The 18,306-nt window shown below is 69.9% G+C and carries 16 protein-coding genes and 1 riboswitch; of the genes, 11 read left to right on the forward strand and 5 right to left on the reverse strand.

Annotated features, from left to right (window positions below):
* Nucleotides 1–234: 234 nt before the first annotated feature.
* Together aroE and ACQQ2N_RS07375 are read left to right on the forward strand one after the other, a co-directional pair.
* Nucleotides 235–1,125, forward strand: coding sequence for a shikimate dehydrogenase (gene aroE, locus ACQQ2N_RS07370; RefSeq protein ID WP_440225058.1), 891 nt, complete (start codon nt 235–237; stop codon nt 1,123–1,125).
* A 2-nt stretch (nt 1,126–1,127) separates the two neighbouring features.
* The gene (locus ACQQ2N_RS07375; RefSeq protein ID WP_440225059.1) at nt 1,128–1,397 is read left to right on the forward strand and encodes a YkgJ family cysteine cluster protein; all 270 of its coding nucleotides are present in this window, start codon (nt 1,128–1,130) and stop codon (nt 1,395–1,397) included.
* 33 nt (nt 1,398–1,430) lie between these two features.
* Here ACQQ2N_RS07375 and ACQQ2N_RS07380 read toward each other — a convergent pair whose 3' ends face one another.
* The 3 genes from ACQQ2N_RS07380 to ACQQ2N_RS07390 form a co-directional block, all read right to left on the reverse strand.
* Nucleotides 1,431–2,234: an alpha/beta fold hydrolase gene (locus ACQQ2N_RS07380; RefSeq protein ID WP_440225060.1), complete on the reverse strand. Its 804-nt coding sequence runs from the start codon at nt 2,232–2,234 to the stop codon at nt 1,431–1,433.
* Between the two features lie 151 nt (nt 2,235–2,385).
* Nucleotides 2,386–2,736 (reverse strand): hypothetical protein, encoded by a 351-nt coding sequence (locus tag ACQQ2N_RS07385; RefSeq protein WP_440225062.1) that lies wholly within the window; start codon nt 2,734–2,736, stop codon nt 2,386–2,388.
* Nucleotides 2,736–3,275, reverse strand: a complete 540-nt coding sequence (locus ACQQ2N_RS07390) for a gamma carbonic anhydrase family protein (protein ID WP_440225063.1) — start codon at nt 3,273–3,275, stop codon at nt 2,736–2,738. Before ACQQ2N_RS07390 ends, ACQQ2N_RS07385 begins: the two co-directional genes overlap by 1 nt.
* Nucleotides 3,276–3,493: 218 nt before the next feature.
* Here ACQQ2N_RS07390 and ACQQ2N_RS07395 point away from each other — a divergent pair, with 218 nt between their 5' ends.
* The 3 genes from ACQQ2N_RS07395 to ACQQ2N_RS07405 all read left to right on the forward strand — a co-directional run bounded on the left by ACQQ2N_RS07395 (nt 3,494) and on the right by ACQQ2N_RS07405 (nt 8,771).
* Entirely contained in the window at nt 3,494–4,909 is a 1,416-nt protein-coding gene (locus tag ACQQ2N_RS07395; protein ID WP_440225064.1) for a coniferyl aldehyde dehydrogenase, read from the forward strand.
* An 84-nt stretch (nt 4,910–4,993) separates the two neighbouring features.
* Nucleotides 4,994–5,734: a hypothetical protein gene (locus tag ACQQ2N_RS07400; protein WP_440225065.1), complete on the forward strand. Its 741-nt coding sequence runs from the start codon at nt 4,994–4,996 to the stop codon at nt 5,732–5,734.
* A gap of 90 nt (nt 5,735–5,824) precedes the next feature.
* Nucleotides 5,825–6,046: riboswitch (cobalamin riboswitch) on the forward strand.
* Between the two features lie 259 nt (nt 6,047–6,305).
* Nucleotides 6,306–8,771 (forward strand): ribonucleoside-diphosphate reductase subunit alpha, encoded by a 2,466-nt coding sequence (locus ACQQ2N_RS07405; RefSeq protein WP_440225066.1) that lies wholly within the window; start codon nt 6,306–6,308, stop codon nt 8,769–8,771.
* A 279-nt stretch (nt 8,772–9,050) separates the two neighbouring features.
* Here the strand turns inward: ACQQ2N_RS07405 and ACQQ2N_RS07410 are convergent, their stop codons facing one another.
* Nucleotides 9,051–9,347: a GIY-YIG nuclease family protein gene (locus ACQQ2N_RS07410; protein ID WP_440225067.1), complete on the reverse strand. Its 297-nt coding sequence runs from the start codon at nt 9,345–9,347 to the stop codon at nt 9,051–9,053.
* 120 nt (nt 9,348–9,467) lie between these two features.
* On the opposite strand from ACQQ2N_RS07410, the gene ACQQ2N_RS07415 reads away from it, so the two are divergent.
* Both ACQQ2N_RS07415 and ACQQ2N_RS07420 read left to right on the forward strand, forming a co-directional pair.
* On the forward strand, nt 9,468–10,496 hold the full coding sequence (locus ACQQ2N_RS07415; RefSeq protein WP_440225068.1) for a ribonucleotide-diphosphate reductase subunit beta: 1,029 nt from the start codon (nt 9,468–9,470) through the stop codon (nt 10,494–10,496).
* A complete protein-coding gene (locus ACQQ2N_RS07420) occupies nt 10,483–10,956 on the forward strand; it encodes an acyl-CoA thioesterase (RefSeq protein ID WP_440225069.1) in 474 nt (157 codons plus the stop codon). The genes ACQQ2N_RS07415 and ACQQ2N_RS07420 overlap by 14 nt, the downstream gene beginning before the upstream one ends.
* A 351-nt stretch (nt 10,957–11,307) precedes the next feature.
* Here the strand turns inward: ACQQ2N_RS07420 and ACQQ2N_RS07425 are convergent, their stop codons facing one another.
* A complete protein-coding gene (locus tag ACQQ2N_RS07425; protein WP_440225724.1) occupies nt 11,308–12,684 on the reverse strand; it encodes a trypsin-like serine peptidase in 1,377 nt (458 codons plus the stop codon).
* Between the two features lie 322 nt (nt 12,685–13,006).
* Between ACQQ2N_RS07425 and ACQQ2N_RS07430 the strand changes: the two genes are divergently transcribed.
* The 4 genes from ACQQ2N_RS07430 to ACQQ2N_RS07445 all read left to right on the forward strand — a co-directional run bounded on the left by ACQQ2N_RS07430 (nt 13,007) and on the right by ACQQ2N_RS07445 (nt 18,295).
* Nucleotides 13,007–14,695 (forward strand): Hsp70 family protein, encoded by a 1,689-nt coding sequence (locus tag ACQQ2N_RS07430; RefSeq protein WP_440225070.1) that lies wholly within the window; start codon nt 13,007–13,009, stop codon nt 14,693–14,695.
* Nucleotides 14,696–14,697: 2 nt separating this feature from the next.
* Nucleotides 14,698–16,653 carry a hypothetical protein gene (locus ACQQ2N_RS07435; RefSeq protein WP_440225071.1) on the forward strand — a complete coding sequence of 652 codons (1,956 nt, stop codon included), beginning with the start codon at nt 14,698–14,700 and terminating at the stop codon, nt 16,651–16,653.
* A gap of 2 nt (nt 16,654–16,655) precedes the next feature.
* Nucleotides 16,656–17,471 carry an NAD-dependent protein deacetylase gene (locus ACQQ2N_RS07440; RefSeq protein ID WP_440225725.1) on the forward strand — a complete coding sequence of 272 codons (816 nt, stop codon included), beginning with the start codon at nt 16,656–16,658 and terminating at the stop codon, nt 17,469–17,471.
* A gap of 77 nt (nt 17,472–17,548) precedes the next feature.
* Complete coding sequence (locus ACQQ2N_RS07445; RefSeq protein WP_440225072.1) at nt 17,549–18,295, forward strand: aspartate/glutamate racemase family protein; 747 nt, start codon at nt 17,549–17,551, stop codon at nt 18,293–18,295.
* Nucleotides 18,296–18,306: the final 11 nt, after the last annotated feature.

Here is an 18,306-nt window from a genome sequence, read left to right on the forward strand (position 1 = left end):
ACAGCACGAGGATGGCGGAATCCGCCGGCGGGTTCCGCATCACGGCTCTGCTTCCGTCTTCACGACGCGCGCAGGATTCTTGCGAAGGATCACGGCATGCGCGGTGCGGCGCCCACGCCGCGATCGAGCGGAGCGTCGCGGCGTCGATTCCCGGGCCGCTCACGGTTCCCTGCCAGCGCCGCGGGCTTAAGATTGACGCCGCCGCGGCACGTGCCGCATCCGACTGGAGCTTCCATGCACCTCGCCGATGTCGCCGTGGACGATCCGACCTTCGCGTCCGCCCTGCCGGGACGCTTCGCCGTGTTCGGCCAGCCGATCGCGCACTCGCTGTCGCCGCGTATCCACGCCGCGTTCGGGCGTCAGCTCGGCATCGCGCTCGACTACCGCGCGATCGAGGCGCCGGCCGAGACCTTCGTCGCCCAGCTCGCCCGGTTCGGCGAGGAAGGCGGCCGCGGCGCCAACGTCACGCTGCCGCTCAAGCAGCATGCCGCGCGGCTGTGCTTGACCGTCACCGAACGCGCGCGCCGCGCCGACAGCGTCAACACGCTCGTGCGCGACGGCGTCGGCTGGCGCGGTGACAGCACCGACGGCAGCGGACTCGTGCGCGACCTCACGAGCCGCCACGGCCTCGACGTGCGTGCGCGCCGCACGCTGCTGCTCGGCGCCGGCGGTGCCGCGCGCGCGGCCGCGTTTGCGCTCGTCGATGCCGGCATCGGCGAACTGACGATCGCCAATCGCACGTCCGAGCGCGCCGATGCGCTCGCCGACGCGATCGGCCAGCCCGGGCGCGTGCACACGCGTGCTTGGCACGATCTCGGATCGGCCGGCGCGTTCGACCTGATCCTCAATGCGACCTCGGCCGGTCATCACGATCCGCACGCGCCCGCGCTGCCGGGCACGCTCATCGCGCCGCGCGCGGTCTGCTACGACCTTTCGTATGCGCTCGCGGCGATCCCGTTCCGCGCCTGGGCGCGCAGTGCCGGCGCCGCGCTCGCGCTCGACGGCCTCGGCATGCTCGTCGAGCAGGCCGCCGACGCGTTCGAGCTCTGGCACGACCGACGCCCCGACACCGACGCCGTGTACGCCGAACTGCGCGCGCACCTGCCCGGCAACGCCGAGGACTGAGCGTGCAATGCCGCAGCGGCTGCGGCGCGTGCTGCATCGCGCCGTCGATCACGAGCCCGATTCCCGGCATGCCGCACGGCAAGCCCGCCGGCGTGCGCTGCGTGCAGCTCGACGACGACGAACGCTGCCGCATCTTCGGCGACCCCGCACGCCCCGCCGTGTGCGCCTCGCTGCGGCCCGAACCGGCGATGTGTGGTGCGGATCGGGTTCATGCGATCGCGTGGCTCGCCAAGCTGGAGAAGGAGACGTCGCCCGTCACTGCGGCAGCGTGAAGGGTTGCACGAGCGTGATCGCCGTATCGGGTGTCAGGTCGGCAGGTCGCGGGATCCCTTCGCCAGCCACGTCGTGACCAGCGCCATCACCTCGTCGCCACGCTCGCGGTGCGGGACATGTCCGACGCCTGCGAGAATCTCGAGTCGGGCCGGGCCGCTGACGCCATGGGCGATGCGTTCGGCGTGCGCGACGGAGCCGTATTCGTCGAGGTCGCCGTGCACGACGAGGGGCGGGCAGTGCACGTCGCCGAGGATGTCGTCGAGCGTCCAGGATGCGAAACCCGGCGCGAGCCAGGTTTCGAGCCAGGCATCGAGCACCCAGCGTGCCTTTTCGCCGTGGTAGCGTGCGAGGCGTTCGAGCTGGCCGGGCTGAGCGAAGGCGAGCTTGGCGGCGGCGACGCCGGCCAGCGTGCGGTCCTCGACGAAGGCCTGCGCGGCGAGCGTGACGAGGGCCTCGCAGCGTTCGCCGAACGCGGCCGCGCAGCCGATCGCCATGCCGCCGCCGACGCTGTGGCCGAAGGCAACGAAGCGCCCGATCGCGAAGGCCTCGAGCACGCGTGCGAACGCGCCGCGTGATTCGTCGTGGATGAAGCGGTCGTCGAGCGTGCCGGGATGCGCGTCGGAGCGGCCAAAGCCGAGGCGGTCGTAGGCGACGACGTCACGCCCGGTCGCACGCACGAGGCGCTCGGGCCAGTCACGCCAGAGTTCGATGCTGCCGAGCGAATCGTGCAGCAGGACGATCGGCGCGAGGCCGAGTGTTTCCGCATGCCAGCGTCGCGCGAGCACCGCGCCTCCCTGCGTGTCGACGCGCAGGTCTTCGAATGTCGTGCCGGTCATCGCGTTGCAGCCCGGAAACGTTCGCCTATCGTGACGACGGTACGGATGGCCGAGTCGACCTGGCGCGGTGCGATACCGGGCATGCCGTGGTCCGGCGGCACGCCGACGCTGCCGTGCCACCTCACGTGGCTCCGCGTCAGGCGTCGCCCGCTCACGGTATCGCCGGCAGCGCGAGCACGAACATCGCGACGATGCCCCAGCCGATGCACACGACAGAGGCGACCGCGAGCACGCCTTCACCGATGCGCGCCGCGCCCTCCCACGGCTTGGCGGCCTCGACATGCTCGACCGCGACCTTGGCGGCGACGCAGGCCAGCGACAGCACGAACCACCACGGCTGGATCGCGAGGAAGCCGCGCATCGGGCCCGGCAGCATGGCCGGATCGACGCCGCCGTACACCTTGGAGAACACGATCCACGCGAGGACGCTGAATACCAGCGAGGCATACGGCGAAACGAGCGGCGGCAGGCCGAGTTTCGCGGTCGCCGAATCCTTGCGCATCACGCGACGCCGCCCTTGAGGTAGCCGTTCTTGATCTTGATGTAGTGGTGCGCGGAGTAATAGAGCTTCTCGACTTCCTGGTCGCTCAGCTCGCGCACGCGGCGGGCCGGGTTGCCGAGCCACAGTTCGCGCTCGCCGACGACCTTGCCGGGGCCGACCAGCGCGCCGGCACCGATCATGCTGTGCTTCTTGACGAGCACGCCGTCGAGCACGGTCGCGTTCATGCCGATCAGACAGGCCTCCTGCACCGTGCACGCGTGCAGGATCGCGCCGTGGCCGACCGTCACGTCGGCACCGACCAGCAGCGGGAAGCCGCCGAGCGTGTACTGGCCGTCGTGGGTCACGTGCAGCACGGCGCCGTCCTGGATGTTGCTGCGTGCGCCGATGCGGATGCGGTGCACGTCGCCGCGCACGACCGCGCACGGCCAGATCGAGGCGTCTTCCTCGAGTTCGACGTCGCCGATCACGACGGCGGCGGGATCGACGTAGGCATTCAGGCCGATGCGCGGCGAGAGCCCGTTGTAGGAGCGGATGTTCATGGCAGCAGGTTTCGCGGGAAAAACGTGCGCGGAGGCTAGCACCATGCGCCGGAAGAGGCATGTACGGTTCCGGATGCGAGACCGGAAAATGGGGTCAGGTTCATTTGTCCCTGTCGCCCGACGCTGCCGTGCGGCGGCACCGGACAAATGAACCTGACCCCATTCTCGACCCCATGCGTCGGGCGCCCACGCGCCGGAACGGCGGTTAAGATGCGGCCATGGACACCCCCGCGCCCCCGATCGACGACCTCGCCGCATGGCTTTCGCGCATGCGCGCGGCGTGGCAGGCCGACGTGCCCGATGCCGCGCGGCGCCTGCGCGATCTCGGCTGCCTGCGCGAGGTACTCGCACGACGCTTCGACGCGCTGGCGGCGGCGATGTCGGCCGACTTCGGGCGTCGCTCGCTGCACGAGACGCGGCTCTCCGACGGCATGACCGTACTGCGCGAGATCGACCATGTGCGCGCGAACCTGCTGCGCTGGATGCGCCCGCGCCGTGCGCTTGCCGACTGGATGTTCCTGCCTGCACGCACCGAGGTGCAGGTGCGGCCGCTCGGCGTGGTCGGCGTGCTGTCGCCGTGGAACTACCCGGTGAACCTCGCGCTCGCGCCGCTGGTCGCGGCGATCGCGGCCGGCAACCACGTCATGCTCAAGCCGTCCGAGCACACGCCGCGCACGTCGGCGCTGCTCGCCGAACTGCTCGCCGAGGTATTCCCGGAAGAGCGCGTGACCACCGTGCTCGGCGATGCCGAGGTCGCCGCGCGCTTCGCGTCGCTGCCGTTCGACCACCTCTTCTTCACGGGCTCGACTGCAGTCGGCCGCAAGGTCATGGCCGCGGCGGCGCCGAACCTCACGCCGGTCACGCTTGAACTCGGCGGCAAATCGCCGACGATCATCGCGCCGGGCTATCCGGTCGAGACGGCCGCCGCGCGCATCGCTGCCGGCAAGCTGCTCAATGCGGGACAGACCTGCATCGCGCCCGACTACGTGCTGCTGCCGCGTGCGCAGCGCGACGCGTTCGTCGCCGCGATGCGCGCCTACGTCGCCCGCCATTATCCGGCGCTGCGCGACTCGCCCGACTACACGAGCATCGTCAACGACGCGCAGTACGCACGCCTCGCCGCGCTCGCCGACGAGGCGCGCGCGGCCGGCGCCGACGTCATCGTGCTGCCCAATGCATCCGCGCACGATCCCGCGCGCCGCGTGTTCGCGCCGACGCTCGTGCTCGACCCGCCCGCGCCGCTGCGCGTGCTCGAGGACGAGATCTTCGGCCCGATCCTGCCCGTGATCGGCTACGACCACCTCGACGAGGCGATCGCGTTCGTCAACGCGCGCCCGCGGCCGCTCGCGCTCTACCACTTCGACCACGATGCCCGGCGCACGCGCCGCGTGCTCGCCTCGACGCTCGCAGGCGGCGTGACCGTCAACGACACCGTGCTGCACTTCGCCCAGGCCGAGCTGCCGTTCGGCGGTGTCGGGCCGTCAGGCATGGGCCATTACCACGGCCACGAGGGCTTCCTGACGTTCTCCAAGCGCATGCCGGTGCTCTACCAGGCCCGCTGGTCGTCGATGGCGCTGCTGCGCCCGCCGTACCGGCGCCTCGCCGAAGCCGTGACCCGCCTGCTCATGCGCTGAGGTCGCGCGATGCGCGCGCTTCAGGGTTGGGCAGCTACCGTTGCATCTTGAAGCTCGGCGACGATGTCGCCACGTTCGACGACGATGAACAAGTCTTCCGAATACATCCCGGCCAAGCGCGGCAAGCCCGAAGCCGACGAGGACCTCGCGCACCGCATCGCGCGGCACCTCGTCGACCTGCTCGGCACGGTGCCGGCGACCGGTGAGGCCGCCGCGGCCGATCCGGGCCTGCGCGCACGCGCCGTCGCCAAGGCCGCCGCGCAGAAGGCCGCGCTCGCCGCCGGCACGCTGGCGTTGCCGCCGGGGCCGCTGGGCTGGCTCACGATCGTGCCCGAGCTGCTCGCGATCTGGCGCATCCAGGCGCAGATGGTCGCCGACATCGCCGGCGTCTACGGCGTCAGCGCACGCCTCACGCGCGAGCAGATGCTGTACTGCCTGTTCCGCCACGCCGCCGCGCAGGCGGTACGCGATCTCGTGATCCGCGTCGGTGGGCGGCTCATCGCGCAGGACGTGCCGCTGCGCGTGTTCGAGCGTGTCGCCCACGCGATCGGCATGCGTGTCACGCGCCGTCTCGTCGGCGGCGGCCTCTCGCGCTGGCTGCCCGTGGTCGGCGCGGTCGGCGTGGGCGCCTATGCCTGGTACGACACGCGTCAGGTCGCGCGCACCGCGGTCAGCCTGTTCGCGATGGGGCGTCGTTCCGATGTCGACGCGATGCTCGACGCGCTCGATGCCGTGGCGCCGCCGCTGCCGCCGACGCACGCGTCCGAGGCGGCCGTCGACGCGTCACCCGAGCCGCCGAAGCCACGTCGCACGCGTCGATCCTGAACGCGCCACGCGAAACGGCGACGCGATCGCGTTCCCGAAAAATCAAGCCCAAAAACCCAAAATATCCGGTTGACGTGCCGGGGTGGACACAATAGCTTGTGTCCGGTCGGTCCACGCCGCCGACACGCCGAACGCGTGGCGCAGCGTGGTTAAAAGGGAATCCGGTGCAATTCCGGAGCTGCCCCGCAGCGGTAAGTGGAAACGAGTCCTGCACACGCACTGGGGCATGCCCTGGGAAGCGCAGGACGAGGTGTGGCCGGCGACGGCCACGTGTCCACGAGCCCGAAGACCTGCCGGCACGTCGTACCCGAGGCACCGTCTCACGATCCGAGATCGAGGAGGCGGACAGTCGGGGTCCGGCGCAGGTGGCCGCTTCCGCGGGGAAGCGCGTCGCAGGACGGAGCCCCGTGCGGGCCGCCGTCCCGTGGCGCGTTCCGTGGTCGCGGTGCCGAAACCTTCCTGCGCTCGGGAGCAGGTCTTCGGTCCGGCACGGAGGAACGCCATGCACCCCCTCGATTCGCGTGCACCGCACGCCATCGATTCCGATTCCACGCCAAGTGATGCACTGCCGATGAAACCCGCCACCGCTGTCGCGCCCGCGACGGCCAGCAAACCCGTCCCCGCCGCGCCTGCCGGCAGCGGCTTCGCGCTCACGCCGCCGCACAGCCCGGCGCAGATGCGCGTGACCAAGCGCAACGGCTCGAGCGAGTCGGTCGACCTCAACAAGATCGTGCGCGCGGTGACGCGCAGCGCCGAAGGCCTGCACGCGGTCGATCCGATGCGCGTCGCCCTCAAGACGATCGGCGGCATCTACGACGGCGCGACCACGCGCGAGCTCGACGAGCTCTCGATCCGCACCTCGGCCGCGCTGACCGCCGAGGAGCCCGAGTACGGTTTCCTCGCCGCGCGCCTGCTGTCCTCGTACGTCGACAAGGAAGTGGCCAACCAGGAGATCCAGTCGTTCTCGCAGTCGGTCGCGCGCGGTGCCGAGGTCGGCATCGTCAACGAGCGCCTGCGCGAGTTCGTCGCGCTCAACGCGCGCAAGCTCAACGACGCGATCGATCCGCTGGCCACGCGCCGCTTCGAGTACTTCGGCCTGCGCACCGTCTACGACCGTTACCTGCTGCGCCACCCCGAGCTGCGCAAGGTCATCGAGACGCCGCAGTACTTCTTCATGCGCATCGCCTGCGCGCTCGGCGGCGGTTCGCTCGCCGAGACGCTCGAGCTGTACCGCCTGCTGTCGTCGCTCGAGTACATCGCGAGCTCGCCGACCCTGTTCAACGCGGGCACCGCGCACGAGCAGCTGTCGTCGTGCTTCCTGCTCGATTCGCCCGAGGATTCGCTCGAGAGCATCTACGACAAGTACGCCGACGTCGCCAAGCTCAGCAAGTTCGCCGGCGGCATCGGCCTGTCGTACTCGCGCGTGCGTTCGCGCGGCTCGCTGATCCGCGGCACCAACGGCCACTCGAACGGCCTCGTGCCGTGGCTCAAGACGCTCGATGCATCCGTCGCCGCCGTGAACCAGGGCGGCAAGCGCAAGGGCGCGGCCTGCGTCTACCTCGAGACCTGGCACGCCGACATCGAGGAGTTCCTCGAGCTGCGCGACAACACCGGCGACGAGGCGCGCCGCACGCACAACCTCAACCTCGCCAACTGGATCCCCGACGAGTTCATGCGCCGTGTCGAGGCCGACGCCGACTGGTCGCTGTTCGATCCCAAGGTGACGCCGCACTTCGTCGACCTGTGGGGCCCTGCGTTCGAGGCCGCCTACCGCCAGGCCGAGGCCGACGGCCTCGCGGTCAAGACGATCAAGGCGCGCGAGCTCTACTCGCGCATGCTGCGCACGCTCGCGCAGACCGGCAACGGCTGGATGACGTTCAAGGACCGCAGCAACGCGACCTCGAACCAGACCGCGCTCGCCGGCAACGTCGTGCACCTGTCCAACCTGTGCACCGAGATCCTCGAGGTCACCTCGTCGGGCGAGACGGCCGTGTGCAACCTCGGCTCGATCAATCTCGCGCGCCACGTCGTCGACGGTGCGTTCGATTTCGACAAGCTCGCGTCGACCGTCGCCACGGCCGTGCGCCAGCTCGACCGCGTCATCGACCTCAACTTCTACCCGATCGGCACGGCCGCCACGGCCAACCGCAAGTGGCGCCCGGTCGGCCTCGGCGTCATGGGCCTGCAGGACGTGTTCTTCCAGCTGCGCATGCCGTTCGAATCGGTCGAGGCACAGGCGCTGTCGGCGCAGATCGCCGAGGAGATCTACTTCCACGCGCTGACCCAGAGCTGCGAACTCGCCGACCAGTTCGGCGCGCACCCGGGCTTCGCCGAGACGCGCGCCGCCAACGGCGAGCTGCAGTTCGACTACTGGCCGCAGTCGCGCCAGACGATTCCGGCCGAGCGCTGGAACCAGCTGCGCGAGCGCGTGCGCACGGGCGGCCTGCGCAACTCGCTGCTCGTCGCGATCGCGCCGACCGCGACGATCGCCTCGATCGCGGGCTGCTACGAGTGCATCGAGCCGATGGTGTCGAACCTGTTCAAGCGTGAGACGCTGTCGGGCGACTTCCTCGTCGTCAACCGCTACCTCGTCGAGGAACTCAAGTCGCTCGGCCTGTGGACCGACGCCGTGCGCGACGAGATCAAGCTCGCCGAAGGCTCGATCCAGGGCATCGCGGCGGTCCCGCAGCGCCTGCGCGACATCTACCGCACGGTGTGGGAACTGCCTCAGAAGGTGCTCATCGACCACGCCGCCGCGCGCGGCGCGTACATCGACCAGAGCGCCTCGCTGAACCTGTTCCAGGAGAACCCGAACATCGGGCGCCTGTCGTCGATGTACATGTACGCGTGGAAGGCCGGCGTGAAGACGACCTACTACCTGCGTTCGCGCCCGGCCACGAAGATCGCCAAGACCACGGTCGGCAGCACCGCGAGCATCGCCCCGACGCCGGCACCCGCCGCGCCGACGGTCGAGGAAGCCACGAGCGCGGTGTTCTGCTCGCTCGAGAATCCGGAGTATTGCGAGGCGTGTCAGTAGGTTGGCCGTTCGAAGTCGCTGGACCCTAGCCTGCGCCGGGGTGACCCGATGTCAGGTATGACGTCCATGAAAGTACGACGGCCATGGAGGCCGTGCAGATCTGGACTCGCTGCTCGCCATCCGGCGAAGGCCGGAGGCGCTTCACAACACTGCAAAGCGCCGGTCATCCGGTTTCTTCAGTGAAGAGGGCGCGGTGAGAAGGCGCGACAGACAGGACATCGGTCGGACCTCGATGGAAGGTCTGTCATCCCGGCGAAGGCCGGGATCCAGCGCCTTCCGTCAACCGAGGATCTCCGTGTACAGATCACGCCAGTACGGGTTCATGTTTTCGATGAGGCGGATCTTCCATGCGCGACGCCACGACTTGATCGCCTTCTCGCGCTGGATCGCCGACTCCATGGCGTCGTGGACTTCGAGCCACACGAGGAGATGCACGTGATGTCGCCGACTGAAGCCGTCCACGACCTCGTTGCGATGCTGCCAGATGCGCCCGGCAAGATCGGACGTCACGCCGACATACAGCGTGCCGTTCCGCCGGCTGGCGAGGATGTAGACGCACGGCACGTGATCCCTCATGGCGCGCTCCTTCCGATGTCCATGCGTATACCCGATTGAAAGCCACTGGATTCCGGCCTTCGCCGGAATGACGAAGCCAACAGCGACCGCCCGGCCGCGCACCACCCACGAGTGAACGCCATGTCCACCCAGCCTCCGATCCGCAAGCAGCATCTCCTCGACCCCGGCTTCGAGCTCACGCTCCGGCCGATGCGCTACCCCGAGTTCTTCGAGATGTACCGCAACGCGATCAAGAACACGTGGACCGTCGACGAGGTCGACTTCGCACCCGACATCAACGACCTCAAGTCGAAGATGTCGGCGGCCGACCGCCACCTGATCCATCGCCTCATTGCGTTCTTCGCGACCGGCGACTCGATCGTGTCGAACAACCTCGTGCTCAACCTCTACAAGCACATCAACGCGCCCGAGGCGCGCATGTACCTGTCGCGCCAGCTCTACGAGGAGGCGCTGCACGTGCAGTTCTATCTCACGCTGCTCGACACCTACCTGCCCGATCCCGAGGAGCGCAACAAGGCGTTCGCGGCGATCGAGAACATCCCGTCGATCCGCGCCAAGGCCGACTTCTGCTTCAAGTGGATCGACTCGATCCAGAAGCTCGATCGCGTCGAGACGCGCGAGCAGCGTCGCGAGTTCCTGCTCAACCTGATCTGCTTCGCCGCGTGCATCGAAGGCCTGTTCTTCTTCGCCGCGTTCGCCTACGTCTACTTCCTGCGTTCGCGCGGCCTGCTGCACGGCCTCGCCTCGGGCACCAACTGGGTGTTCCGCGACGAGAGCTGCCACATGGCGTTCGCTTTCGCGACGATCCGCACCGTGCGCGAGGAGGAGCCCGACCTGTTCGACGCGCGCATGCAGGAGCAGGTCGTGCAGATGCTCGACGAGGCGATCGGCTGCGAGATGCAGTTCGCCGAGGACGTGCTCTCGGGCGGCGTCGCCGGCATCTCGGCGCGCGAGATGCGCGAGTACCTCGAGTACTGCGCCGACCAGCGCTTCGTGCAGCTCGGCATGCCGCGCCACTACGGCGCGCGCAACCCGTTCGCGTTCATGGACCTGCAGGACGTGCAGGAAGTGACCAACTTCTTCGAGCGTCGCGTCTCGGCCTACCAGGTCGGCGTGCAGGGTGAAGTGGCGTTCGATGAAGCGTTCTGAGTCGGCGGCCCGCAAGACGGCCGTTCGCAAGGTCGCGAAGGCGCGCGTGAAGGCGCCGGCGACGACCTCGGTGCCGGTCGTGCTGCCGCCGACCGAAGCGGTGCTGCTCGAGATCGTGTTCCCGGACCACACCAACCACCTCGGCACGCTGTTCGGCGGCCAGGCGCTCGCATGGATGGACAAGGCGGCCTTCGTCGCGGCCTCGCGTTACGCGCGCCGCACGGTCGTGACCGGACGTTCCGAGCAGGTCGACTTCAAGGTGCCGGTGCGCCAGGGCCAGCTCGTCGAACTCGTCGCGCGCGTCGTCGAGGTCGGCCGCAGCTCGATGCAGGTCGACGTCGACCTCATCGCCGAGGACGTGCTCAGCGGCGACCGCCGCCTGTGCACGCGCGGACGCTTTGTCATGATCGCGCTCGATGCGCACGGCACGCCGGCGCAGGTGTCGCCGCTGGGGGTGTGAGTCTGCGTCGCTGAGGCGACGCGTGTCGCCGGAATGGTGCGCTGACCCGCCTGGCTGTTCGATGGCCGTTGCGCATCCCGTGATGCATCCCCTCCCGCGAGGCGTCATCCCGGCGAAAGCCGGGATCCCCTAGAGCGCTGCAACGCGCGCTGCGCATCAACACCGCGATCACGTCCAGAGGTGTCGTGCTCGCTCGACGCGTCCACACGATTCGATGCTTGAGGGGATCCCGGCTTTCGCCGGGATGACGTCAGGACAGGTTACGGCGCGCTACGTTAAAGCCGGTTGCATCGAAACGAAAACCCCACGCGCCGCCTCCCCAAGAAGGCGGCGCGTGGTGACACCACGAGGTCAGAAGTACGACGAGATGCTCGAGTACACGTCGGAGAAGCGCGAGTAGTAGTCCGGCGCGGTTGGCGCGCTGCAGTAGGAGCTGCCGCCGTAGAGGCCGCCGCGCAGCTGCAGGTTGCCCGACGAGACCGTGAACAGGCCCGAGCCCGACGAGCCGCCTTCGGTGACGCCCAGCGACCACTGCACGCGGTAGAACGGACCGAGGCCGCTCAGGCTCGTGCTCGTCGAGGTGACCGAACCGAGCGAGTACTTCTTGACGTCGCCGGCCGGATGGTGGATGCCTTCGATGGCCGTGCCGGTCGAGCCGATCGCGGCGCTCGTCCAGCCCGCGTAGACCGAACCCGACGGCGGCGCCGTCTTGAGCTCGAGCAGCGCGGTGTCACGCGTCGCGTTCGAATGGCGCAGGAACGCGCCGCCCGTGCGCGTCGTCGCAGACGGGTTCACGGTGGAACCGTTGCACGTGGTCGCCTCGTAGAACCAGTAGGTCTGCAGCGTGTTGGCGACCGTCTGCGTGTTGATGCAGTGGCTCGCGGTCCAGAACAGGTAGCGCTTGGGCGAGTTCGAGTTGTTGAGCAGCGTGCCCGTGCACAGGTACGAGCTGCCGCTCTTGGTGAACACCATGCGCGCGACGGCCTTGGACGTCGACAGGAACGACGCGCTCGGGCTCGCGCGGCAGACGATGTCGCGCTCGCAGTAGTCGCTCTCGCCGATCTTGGCGCCCATCGTCGCGTGCGTCGCGGTCGGCGCGAGGTCGAAGTGCGAGACCTGCGGAATGCGCAGCGCGAGCTGGTCGGGCGAGCGGCCCGGCGCGAGGGCGATCTCGATCGTCATCGCCTCGCCGTCGACGATCGGCGACCACGTCGTGTCCTGCGCGTCGATGTCGGCACCCGACACCTCGAACACCTCGCCGCCATCACCACGGAAGCGCAGCACGATACCGTCCGCGGGGACCCTCGAGAGGCGGCTCGTCCCGGTGCGCAGGTTCGTGACCTCGAGTGCGGCGCGCAAGGCCACCGCGCCTTCGGAGACGATCCGCACGCGTGCACCGACGCCACCATCGGCGAGCGGCTCCCAGTCGAGCAGGTCGAGTTCGATCTCGGGCTTGGCAACGTCGCGCGCCATCGCGATCTCGAGCGGTTCGCCGAGACGCGCGTTGTCGCGGCGGCGATCGCCGAGCGCGGCGAGGTCGCCGACCTCGGGCGTGCCGAGGTCGACCAGCGCGGCCGAGTCCTGCTGCGTCGCGAACGAAACGGTGGGTGCCGCCTCGGCGGCGGTGATCTCGACATCGGAACCCATCTCGGTGGGCGGCGCGGCGAACGCGAACGGGCTGGCCAGGCAAGCGGCAACGGCGACGCGAAGGACGTTCTTGGTGAGCATCGTGATCTCCATGAAGGAATCCCGGGCGCCCGAGCCCCTGGCGGCGCCACCCCGGCGGAGGCTGGGGTCGGGCGACCGTAGCGGCTGGCACGTGTGCACCGGGGCCGATCCCGTCACAGTTGTTGACGACCTCGGGTAAACCCCAGGGCAAGGAGCGGTGGCGCCTGAAACGGACTGTCGTGCCGCTGCCGCGGGAGTCGGGAACCTCCCGTGCACGCGTCGCGCTGGCAAGCCGTGCGCCCAGGACTGCAGACCACGATCGACGTGCCGGCAACGCCGGGGCACTGCGGTAGCATGAAGAGCGATCCAGTCCGGCCTTCCCATGCTCATCGGTATCGACCTCGGCACCACCAACAGCCTCGCGGCGGTCTTCCGCGACGGCGCCCCGCAGCTCGTCCCGAACGCGCTCGGCCATGTGCTGACGCCGTCGGCGGTCAGCGCCGGCGACGGCGACGCGATGATCGTCGGCCTCGCCGCGCGCGAACGCCTGTCCACGCACCCGCTGCGCACCGCGACCGCGTTCAAGCGCTGGATGGGCACCGACCACCTCGTCCAGCTCGGTGATCGCAGCTTCCGGCCCGAGGAGCTGTCGGCGCTCGTGCTGCGTTCGCTCAAGGCCGATGCCGAGAGTTTCCTCGGCGAGCCCGTGCACGAAGCCGTCATCACGGTGCCGGCCTACTTCAACCAGGCGCAGCGCCAGGCCACCAAGACCGCCGGCGAACTCGCGGGCCTGCGCGTCGAGCGTCTGCTCAACGAGCCGACCGCAGCCGGCCTCGCCTACGGCCTGCAGGAGCGCAGCGACCACAGCACCTTCCTCGTCGTCGACCTCGGCGGCGGCACGTTCGACGTGTCGGTGCTCGAGTACTTCGACGGCGTCGTGCAGGTGCGTGCGAGCGCGGGCGACACGCGTCTGGGTGGCGAGGATTTCGCCGGCGTGCTCGAGCGCCTGTTCGTGCAGCGCAGCGAGCTGCCGCCGTCCGAGGCGATCCGCCGATCGGGTGCGCTGTGGCGCGTCGCCGAGCAGGCCAAGCGCGAACTCAGCGACCGCCACGAAGCGCTCATGCGCCTCGTCCACGAGGAGCGCGTCTACGAGGCGACGGTCACGCGCGCCGACTTCGAGCAGGCCGCGGGCGAGCTCGTGCAGCGCCTGCGCCGGCCGATCGAGCGCGCGCTCATGGACGCGCGCCTGCAGGCCGGCGAGCTCGGCGAGGTCGTGCTGGTCGGCGGCGCGACGCGCATGCCGATCGTGCGCCAGACCATCGCGCGCCTGTTCCAGCGCCTGCCGCTGCGCACGATCAACCCGGACGAGACGATCGCGCGCGGCGCCGCGATCCAGGCCGCGCTCAAGTCGCGTGACGCCGCCGTCGACGAGATCGTGCTGACCGACGTGATGCCGTACTCGCTCGGCGTCATCGTCAGCGAGCGCATCAACGGCCGCCAGGTCTCCGACCGCTTCTCGCCGATCATCGAGCGCAACAACCCGGTGCCGATCTCGCGCGTCGGCAACTACTGCAGCGTCGCCGACAACCAGCGCGTGCTCAAGCTCGACATCCGCCAGGGCGAGTCGCCGATCGGCAGCGAGAACCTGCACCTGGGCCTGCTCGAGATCGAGTTGACGCCCAAGCCGGCCGGTGAGGCTGATGTCGACGTGCGCTTCACCTACGACGCCAACGGCCTGCTCGTCGTCGACGTGCGCGAAACGAGCACCGGGCGCACGGTCAACACGGTGATCCGCCAGAACGACGCGCTCGACGAAACCCAGGTGCGCGACGCGCTCGCGCGCCTCGAGGCGCTCAAGGTCCACCCGCGCGACGAGCAGCGCAACCGCTACCTGCTCGAGCGTGCCAAGCGCCTCTACGAGGAGCGCCTCGGTGACGAGCGCGCGGCGATCCAGCACTGGATCGGACAGTTCGAGCTCGCGCTCGACTCGCAGGATCGTCGCGTCGTCGACGAGGCCGCCGAGCAGTTCGAGAAGGCGCTCGCGAGCCTCGACCACGGCTTCGTCTACTGAGCATGGCCTCGGCCTGGGACGTCCTCGGCCTGGCGCCGACGGCCGACGTGATCGCGATCAAGCGCGCCTACGCGCGTCGCCTCAAGGTCACGCGACCCGACGACGATGCGCAGGCGTACCAGAACCTGCGCGAAGCCTACGACGCCGCGCTCGTGCTCGCGCGGCATGTCCTGCCGGAGACGGTCGACCACGAGGTCGATGAAGGGACGACGCACGATGCGCTGTCGACCCATGCAGCGACGCGCGCAGACGCTGCGATCGAGCCCGTCGTGCCGGCGATCCCGACGACGGTCGCGGCGGACGCCATCGACCTTCCCGTCCATGACGCGCGTGCGTCCTTGGCGCTCGGGATCGAGGTGCCGGCCGCACACGATGCGGATGCGGCGGAAGAGGAGGGTGCCGCAGGCGATGCGGTCGTGCCGCCGGGTTCCGATCAGGATGGCGATCGTCCGCGGGATGCCGCCGACATCGCCGACCGCAGCGCCGACGAGTCGATCGATCGACCTCGCGCAGCGCCGCCACGCGAGGTGCCACGCGATCCACCGCGTCGTCCGCTCCCGCGGCAGCAGGTTCCACCGCCGGCCGACGAGACACCGCCGCCGGCGCCGATGTCGCCGCACGAGCTCGCCCACTCGCTGCACGCGTACTGGCGCGAGTCGGGCGACGAGGCGCTGCTCGCGGCATGGCCGCGCCTGCATCACGAGCTCGATGGCCTGCCGCTGTCGCGTCGTGACGAGGCTTCGATGCATTTCGCCGAGTTCGTGCTGCAGAGTGCCGACCTGCCGGTACCGATGCTGCAGCACCTCGCCGACTACTTCGACTGGGACCGCGACTACCGCGTGCAGGCCGCACTCGGTCCGTCGCGCGCGCTGGCGATGCAGGAGCGCATCGCCGAGACCGGCCTTCGGCCGACGCGGGATCACGTCGTGCTCGAACGCCACGCCGATCTGCTCGCGATGCAGCGCCTGCTCGCGGCGGGGCGCCGCATGCGCGCGTTCCTGCTCGCACTGCTCGCGCGTCCGATGCTCGGCAAGCGCCTCGATGCGCTCGACGATCGGCGCCGACGCGAGCTGAACCTCGCACCCGCCGACGTCGACGCCGTGCGTGTGCTCGAACGTCGTGCCGCCGTCGTGCGCGGCCTGTTGCTGACCATCCTCGTGGTCGGCTTCGGCACCTGGAGCGGCGGTCATGCACCGGCTGCGATGCCGTACGCGTGGCTCGCCGCACTGTTCGCCTCGGTGGCGTCGACGCGCGTCTTCGACCGCGTCGCGGCATGGCGCGAGCGGCTCGGATGGCTCGTCGTCGAGGATGGCGAGCCGCGCTTCGGCCGCATCGCGAGCCTCGGCGCGGGTGCCGCGATCGCGGCATGGGTCGCCTCAGGTGCGGCCGAATCACCTGGGTGGCTACTCGACGCCGTGCTCGCGACGATCGGTCTCGGCGTGCTCGCACTGGCCTGGCCACGCGACCAGGGTTGGCGCGTCATGCTGCCGCCGATCACCGTGATCGCGTGCTTCGGATTCGCCGTCGGTCTGCCCGACGAAGCCTCGTTCGGGCTCGCCGCGACGCTCGTCTGGGCGTGGCTGTTCGTCGCGACCTGGATCGTCGCGCGCCGCTCCGACGAGGCCTTCGTGTTCTACCGCGTGCGCAGCTGGTCGCGGCTGCTGCCGACGAATCCGGTCGCCTGGATCTTCATCGCGATCGGCTTCAAGGCCGTGATCGGCATCCTCGTGGCGATGCCACTGCTGCTGTTGCCGGTCACGGCGATCGTGCAGGCGATCGTGTTCGGGCCGCGCTTCGCGCTCGCGCCGCTCGCCGCGGCATTCGCGATGGCGCTGCTGCATCTCGACGACGCCCCTGCCGGTTGGCTGGTCGGCACGCTCGTCGTGCTGCAGCTCGGCCTCGCCGGCCTGCAGGGGCTCGCCTCGCGCGCCTCGCGCCGGCTGCGCCCGTCACCGTGAGCGTGTCCGGAGTGAACGCGTTGCGCGCGTTCGTCGAGTCGCATGCGCGCCTGTTCGTGCTGACCGGCGCCGGCTGCAGCACGGCCTCGGGCATTCCCGACTACCGCGACCTCGACGGCGGCTGGAAGCGTCCGCCGCCGGTCACGTTGCCCGCCTTCCTCGGCGACGACCACGTACGCCGGCGCTACTGGGCGCGCAGCCTCGTCGGCTGGCGGCGTTTCGGTCACGCCAGGCCGAACGCCGTCCACGCTGCGCTGGCCGCCCTCGAGCACACCGGTCGCGTCGAGCTGCTGCTGACCCAGAACGTCGACGGCCTGCACCAGGCCGCCGGCAGCCGCGAGGTGATCGATCTGCACGGCAGGCTCGACACGGTGCGCTGCATGGCCTGCACCTGGCGCGGTCCGCGCGAGGCGTTCCAGCACGCGCTGGTCGCGGCGAATCCGGGCTGGGCCGACCTCGAGGCGAGCGCTGCGCCGGACGGCGACGCGGACCTCGATGCCGTCGCGTTCGACACGTTCGAGGTACCGGCGTGCCCGGATTGTGGCGGCGTCCTCAAGCCGGATGTCGTGTTCTTCGGCGAGAACGTGCCGCGCGAACGCGTCGAGGCCGCCATGGCGGCGCTCGCGCGTGCCGACGCGATGCTCGTGGTCGGCTCGTCTCTGATGGTGTACTCGGGTTACCGCTTCGCGGTCGCGGCGTCACGGCTCGGCCTGCCGATCGCCGCGGCCAACCTCGGCCGCACGCGCGCCGACGACCTGTTCACGCTCAAGGTCGAGGCGCCGCTCGACGAGGCCCTCGGGTTCATGCTGCAAGCCTGAACGCCGGGTCCGGGACGGGCGCGCAGGCGTGCCCGATTGGGCGTATCGTCCACCCCCGGCGGGCGGCGGACCTTGCGATGAAGACGATCGGCCTCATCGGTGGCATGAGCTGGGAATCGACGGCGCTCTATTACCGCCTCGTCAACGAGGCCGTGAAGCATGCGCTCGGCGGCCTGCACTCGGCACGGGTCGTCCTCTACAGCGTCGATTTCGACGACATCGAGCACCTCCAGCGCCGCGGCGAGTGGGACGCGGCGGGGCGCCTGCTCGCCGACGCGGCGCGCGCGCTCGAGGCGGCCGGCGCCGACCTGCTCGTGCTGTGCACGAACACGATGCACAAGGTCGCGCCTGCGCTCGAAGCCGCGGTCGCGATCCCGCTGCTGCACATCGCCGATCCCACGGCCGCCGCGGTACGCGCTGCCGGCGTCCGGAAGGTCGGTCTGCTCGGCACGCGCTTCACGATGGAGGAAGGGTTCTATCGCGAGGGCCTGGTCGAACGAGGCCTCGAGGTGGTGCTGCCAACCCCCGAGGACCGCGCGCTCGTGCACCGCGTCATCTACGACGAACTCTGCGTCGGCGTCGTCGATGCGCGGTCGCGCGAGGCCTACCGGCGCGTCATGGCCGACCTCGTCGCGCGTGGCGCCGGCGCGATCATCCTCGGCTGCACCGAGATCGGATTGCTGGTGGGGGAGGGCGACGTCGACGTGCCCGTGTTCGACACGACCGTGCTGCACGCACGCGCAGCCGTCGCCGTGGCCCTCGCGGGGCACGTGGGCGAGGCGTCGCGACCCGATTCGCGAATGGACATTTTATTGCATGGCTAATTATTGGAGCG

This window comes from Dokdonella aquatica (genome assembly GCF_051987395.1).
In the GTDB taxonomy this organism is placed as follows: Bacteria; Pseudomonadota; Gammaproteobacteria; order Xanthomonadales; family Rhodanobacteraceae; genus Dokdonella.

Bases quoted from the DNA above. Each gene is read 5' to 3' on its own strand.
- aroE (WP_440225058.1), top strand. From the start codon at position 235: ATGCACCTCGCCGATGTCGCCGTGGACGATCCGACCTTCGCGTCCGCC.
- ACQQ2N_RS07380 (WP_440225060.1), bottom strand. From the start codon at position 2,234: ATGACCGGCACGACATTCGAAGACCTGCGCGTCGACACGCAGGGAGGC.
- ACQQ2N_RS07385 (WP_440225062.1), bottom strand. From the start codon at position 2,736: ATGCGCAAGGATTCGGCGACCGCGAAACTCGGCCTGCCGCCGCTCGTT.
- ACQQ2N_RS07390 (WP_440225063.1), bottom strand. From the start codon at position 3,275: ATGAACATCCGCTCCTACAACGGGCTCTCGCCGCGCATCGGCCTGAAT.
- ACQQ2N_RS07395 (WP_440225064.1), top strand. From the start codon at position 3,494: ATGGACACCCCCGCGCCCCCGATCGACGACCTCGCCGCATGGCTTTCG.
- ACQQ2N_RS07400 (WP_440225065.1), top strand. From the start codon at position 4,994: ATGAACAAGTCTTCCGAATACATCCCGGCCAAGCGCGGCAAGCCCGAA.
- ACQQ2N_RS07405 (WP_440225066.1), top strand. From the start codon at position 6,306: ATGAAACCCGCCACCGCTGTCGCGCCCGCGACGGCCAGCAAACCCGTC.
- ACQQ2N_RS07410 (WP_440225067.1), bottom strand. From the start codon at position 9,347: ATGAGGGATCACGTGCCGTGCGTCTACATCCTCGCCAGCCGGCGGAAC.
- ACQQ2N_RS07415 (WP_440225068.1), top strand. From the start codon at position 9,468: ATGTCCACCCAGCCTCCGATCCGCAAGCAGCATCTCCTCGACCCCGGC.
- ACQQ2N_RS07420 (WP_440225069.1), top strand. From the start codon at position 10,483: ATGAAGCGTTCTGAGTCGGCGGCCCGCAAGACGGCCGTTCGCAAGGTC.
- ACQQ2N_RS07425 (WP_440225724.1), bottom strand. From the start codon at position 12,684: ATGCTCACCAAGAACGTCCTTCGCGTCGCCGTTGCCGCTTGCCTGGCC.
- ACQQ2N_RS07430 (WP_440225070.1), top strand. From the start codon at position 13,007: ATGCTCATCGGTATCGACCTCGGCACCACCAACAGCCTCGCGGCGGTC.
- ACQQ2N_RS07435 (WP_440225071.1), top strand. From the start codon at position 14,698: ATGGCCTCGGCCTGGGACGTCCTCGGCCTGGCGCCGACGGCCGACGTG.
- ACQQ2N_RS07445 (WP_440225072.1), top strand. From the start codon at position 17,549: ATGAAGACGATCGGCCTCATCGGTGGCATGAGCTGGGAATCGACGGCG.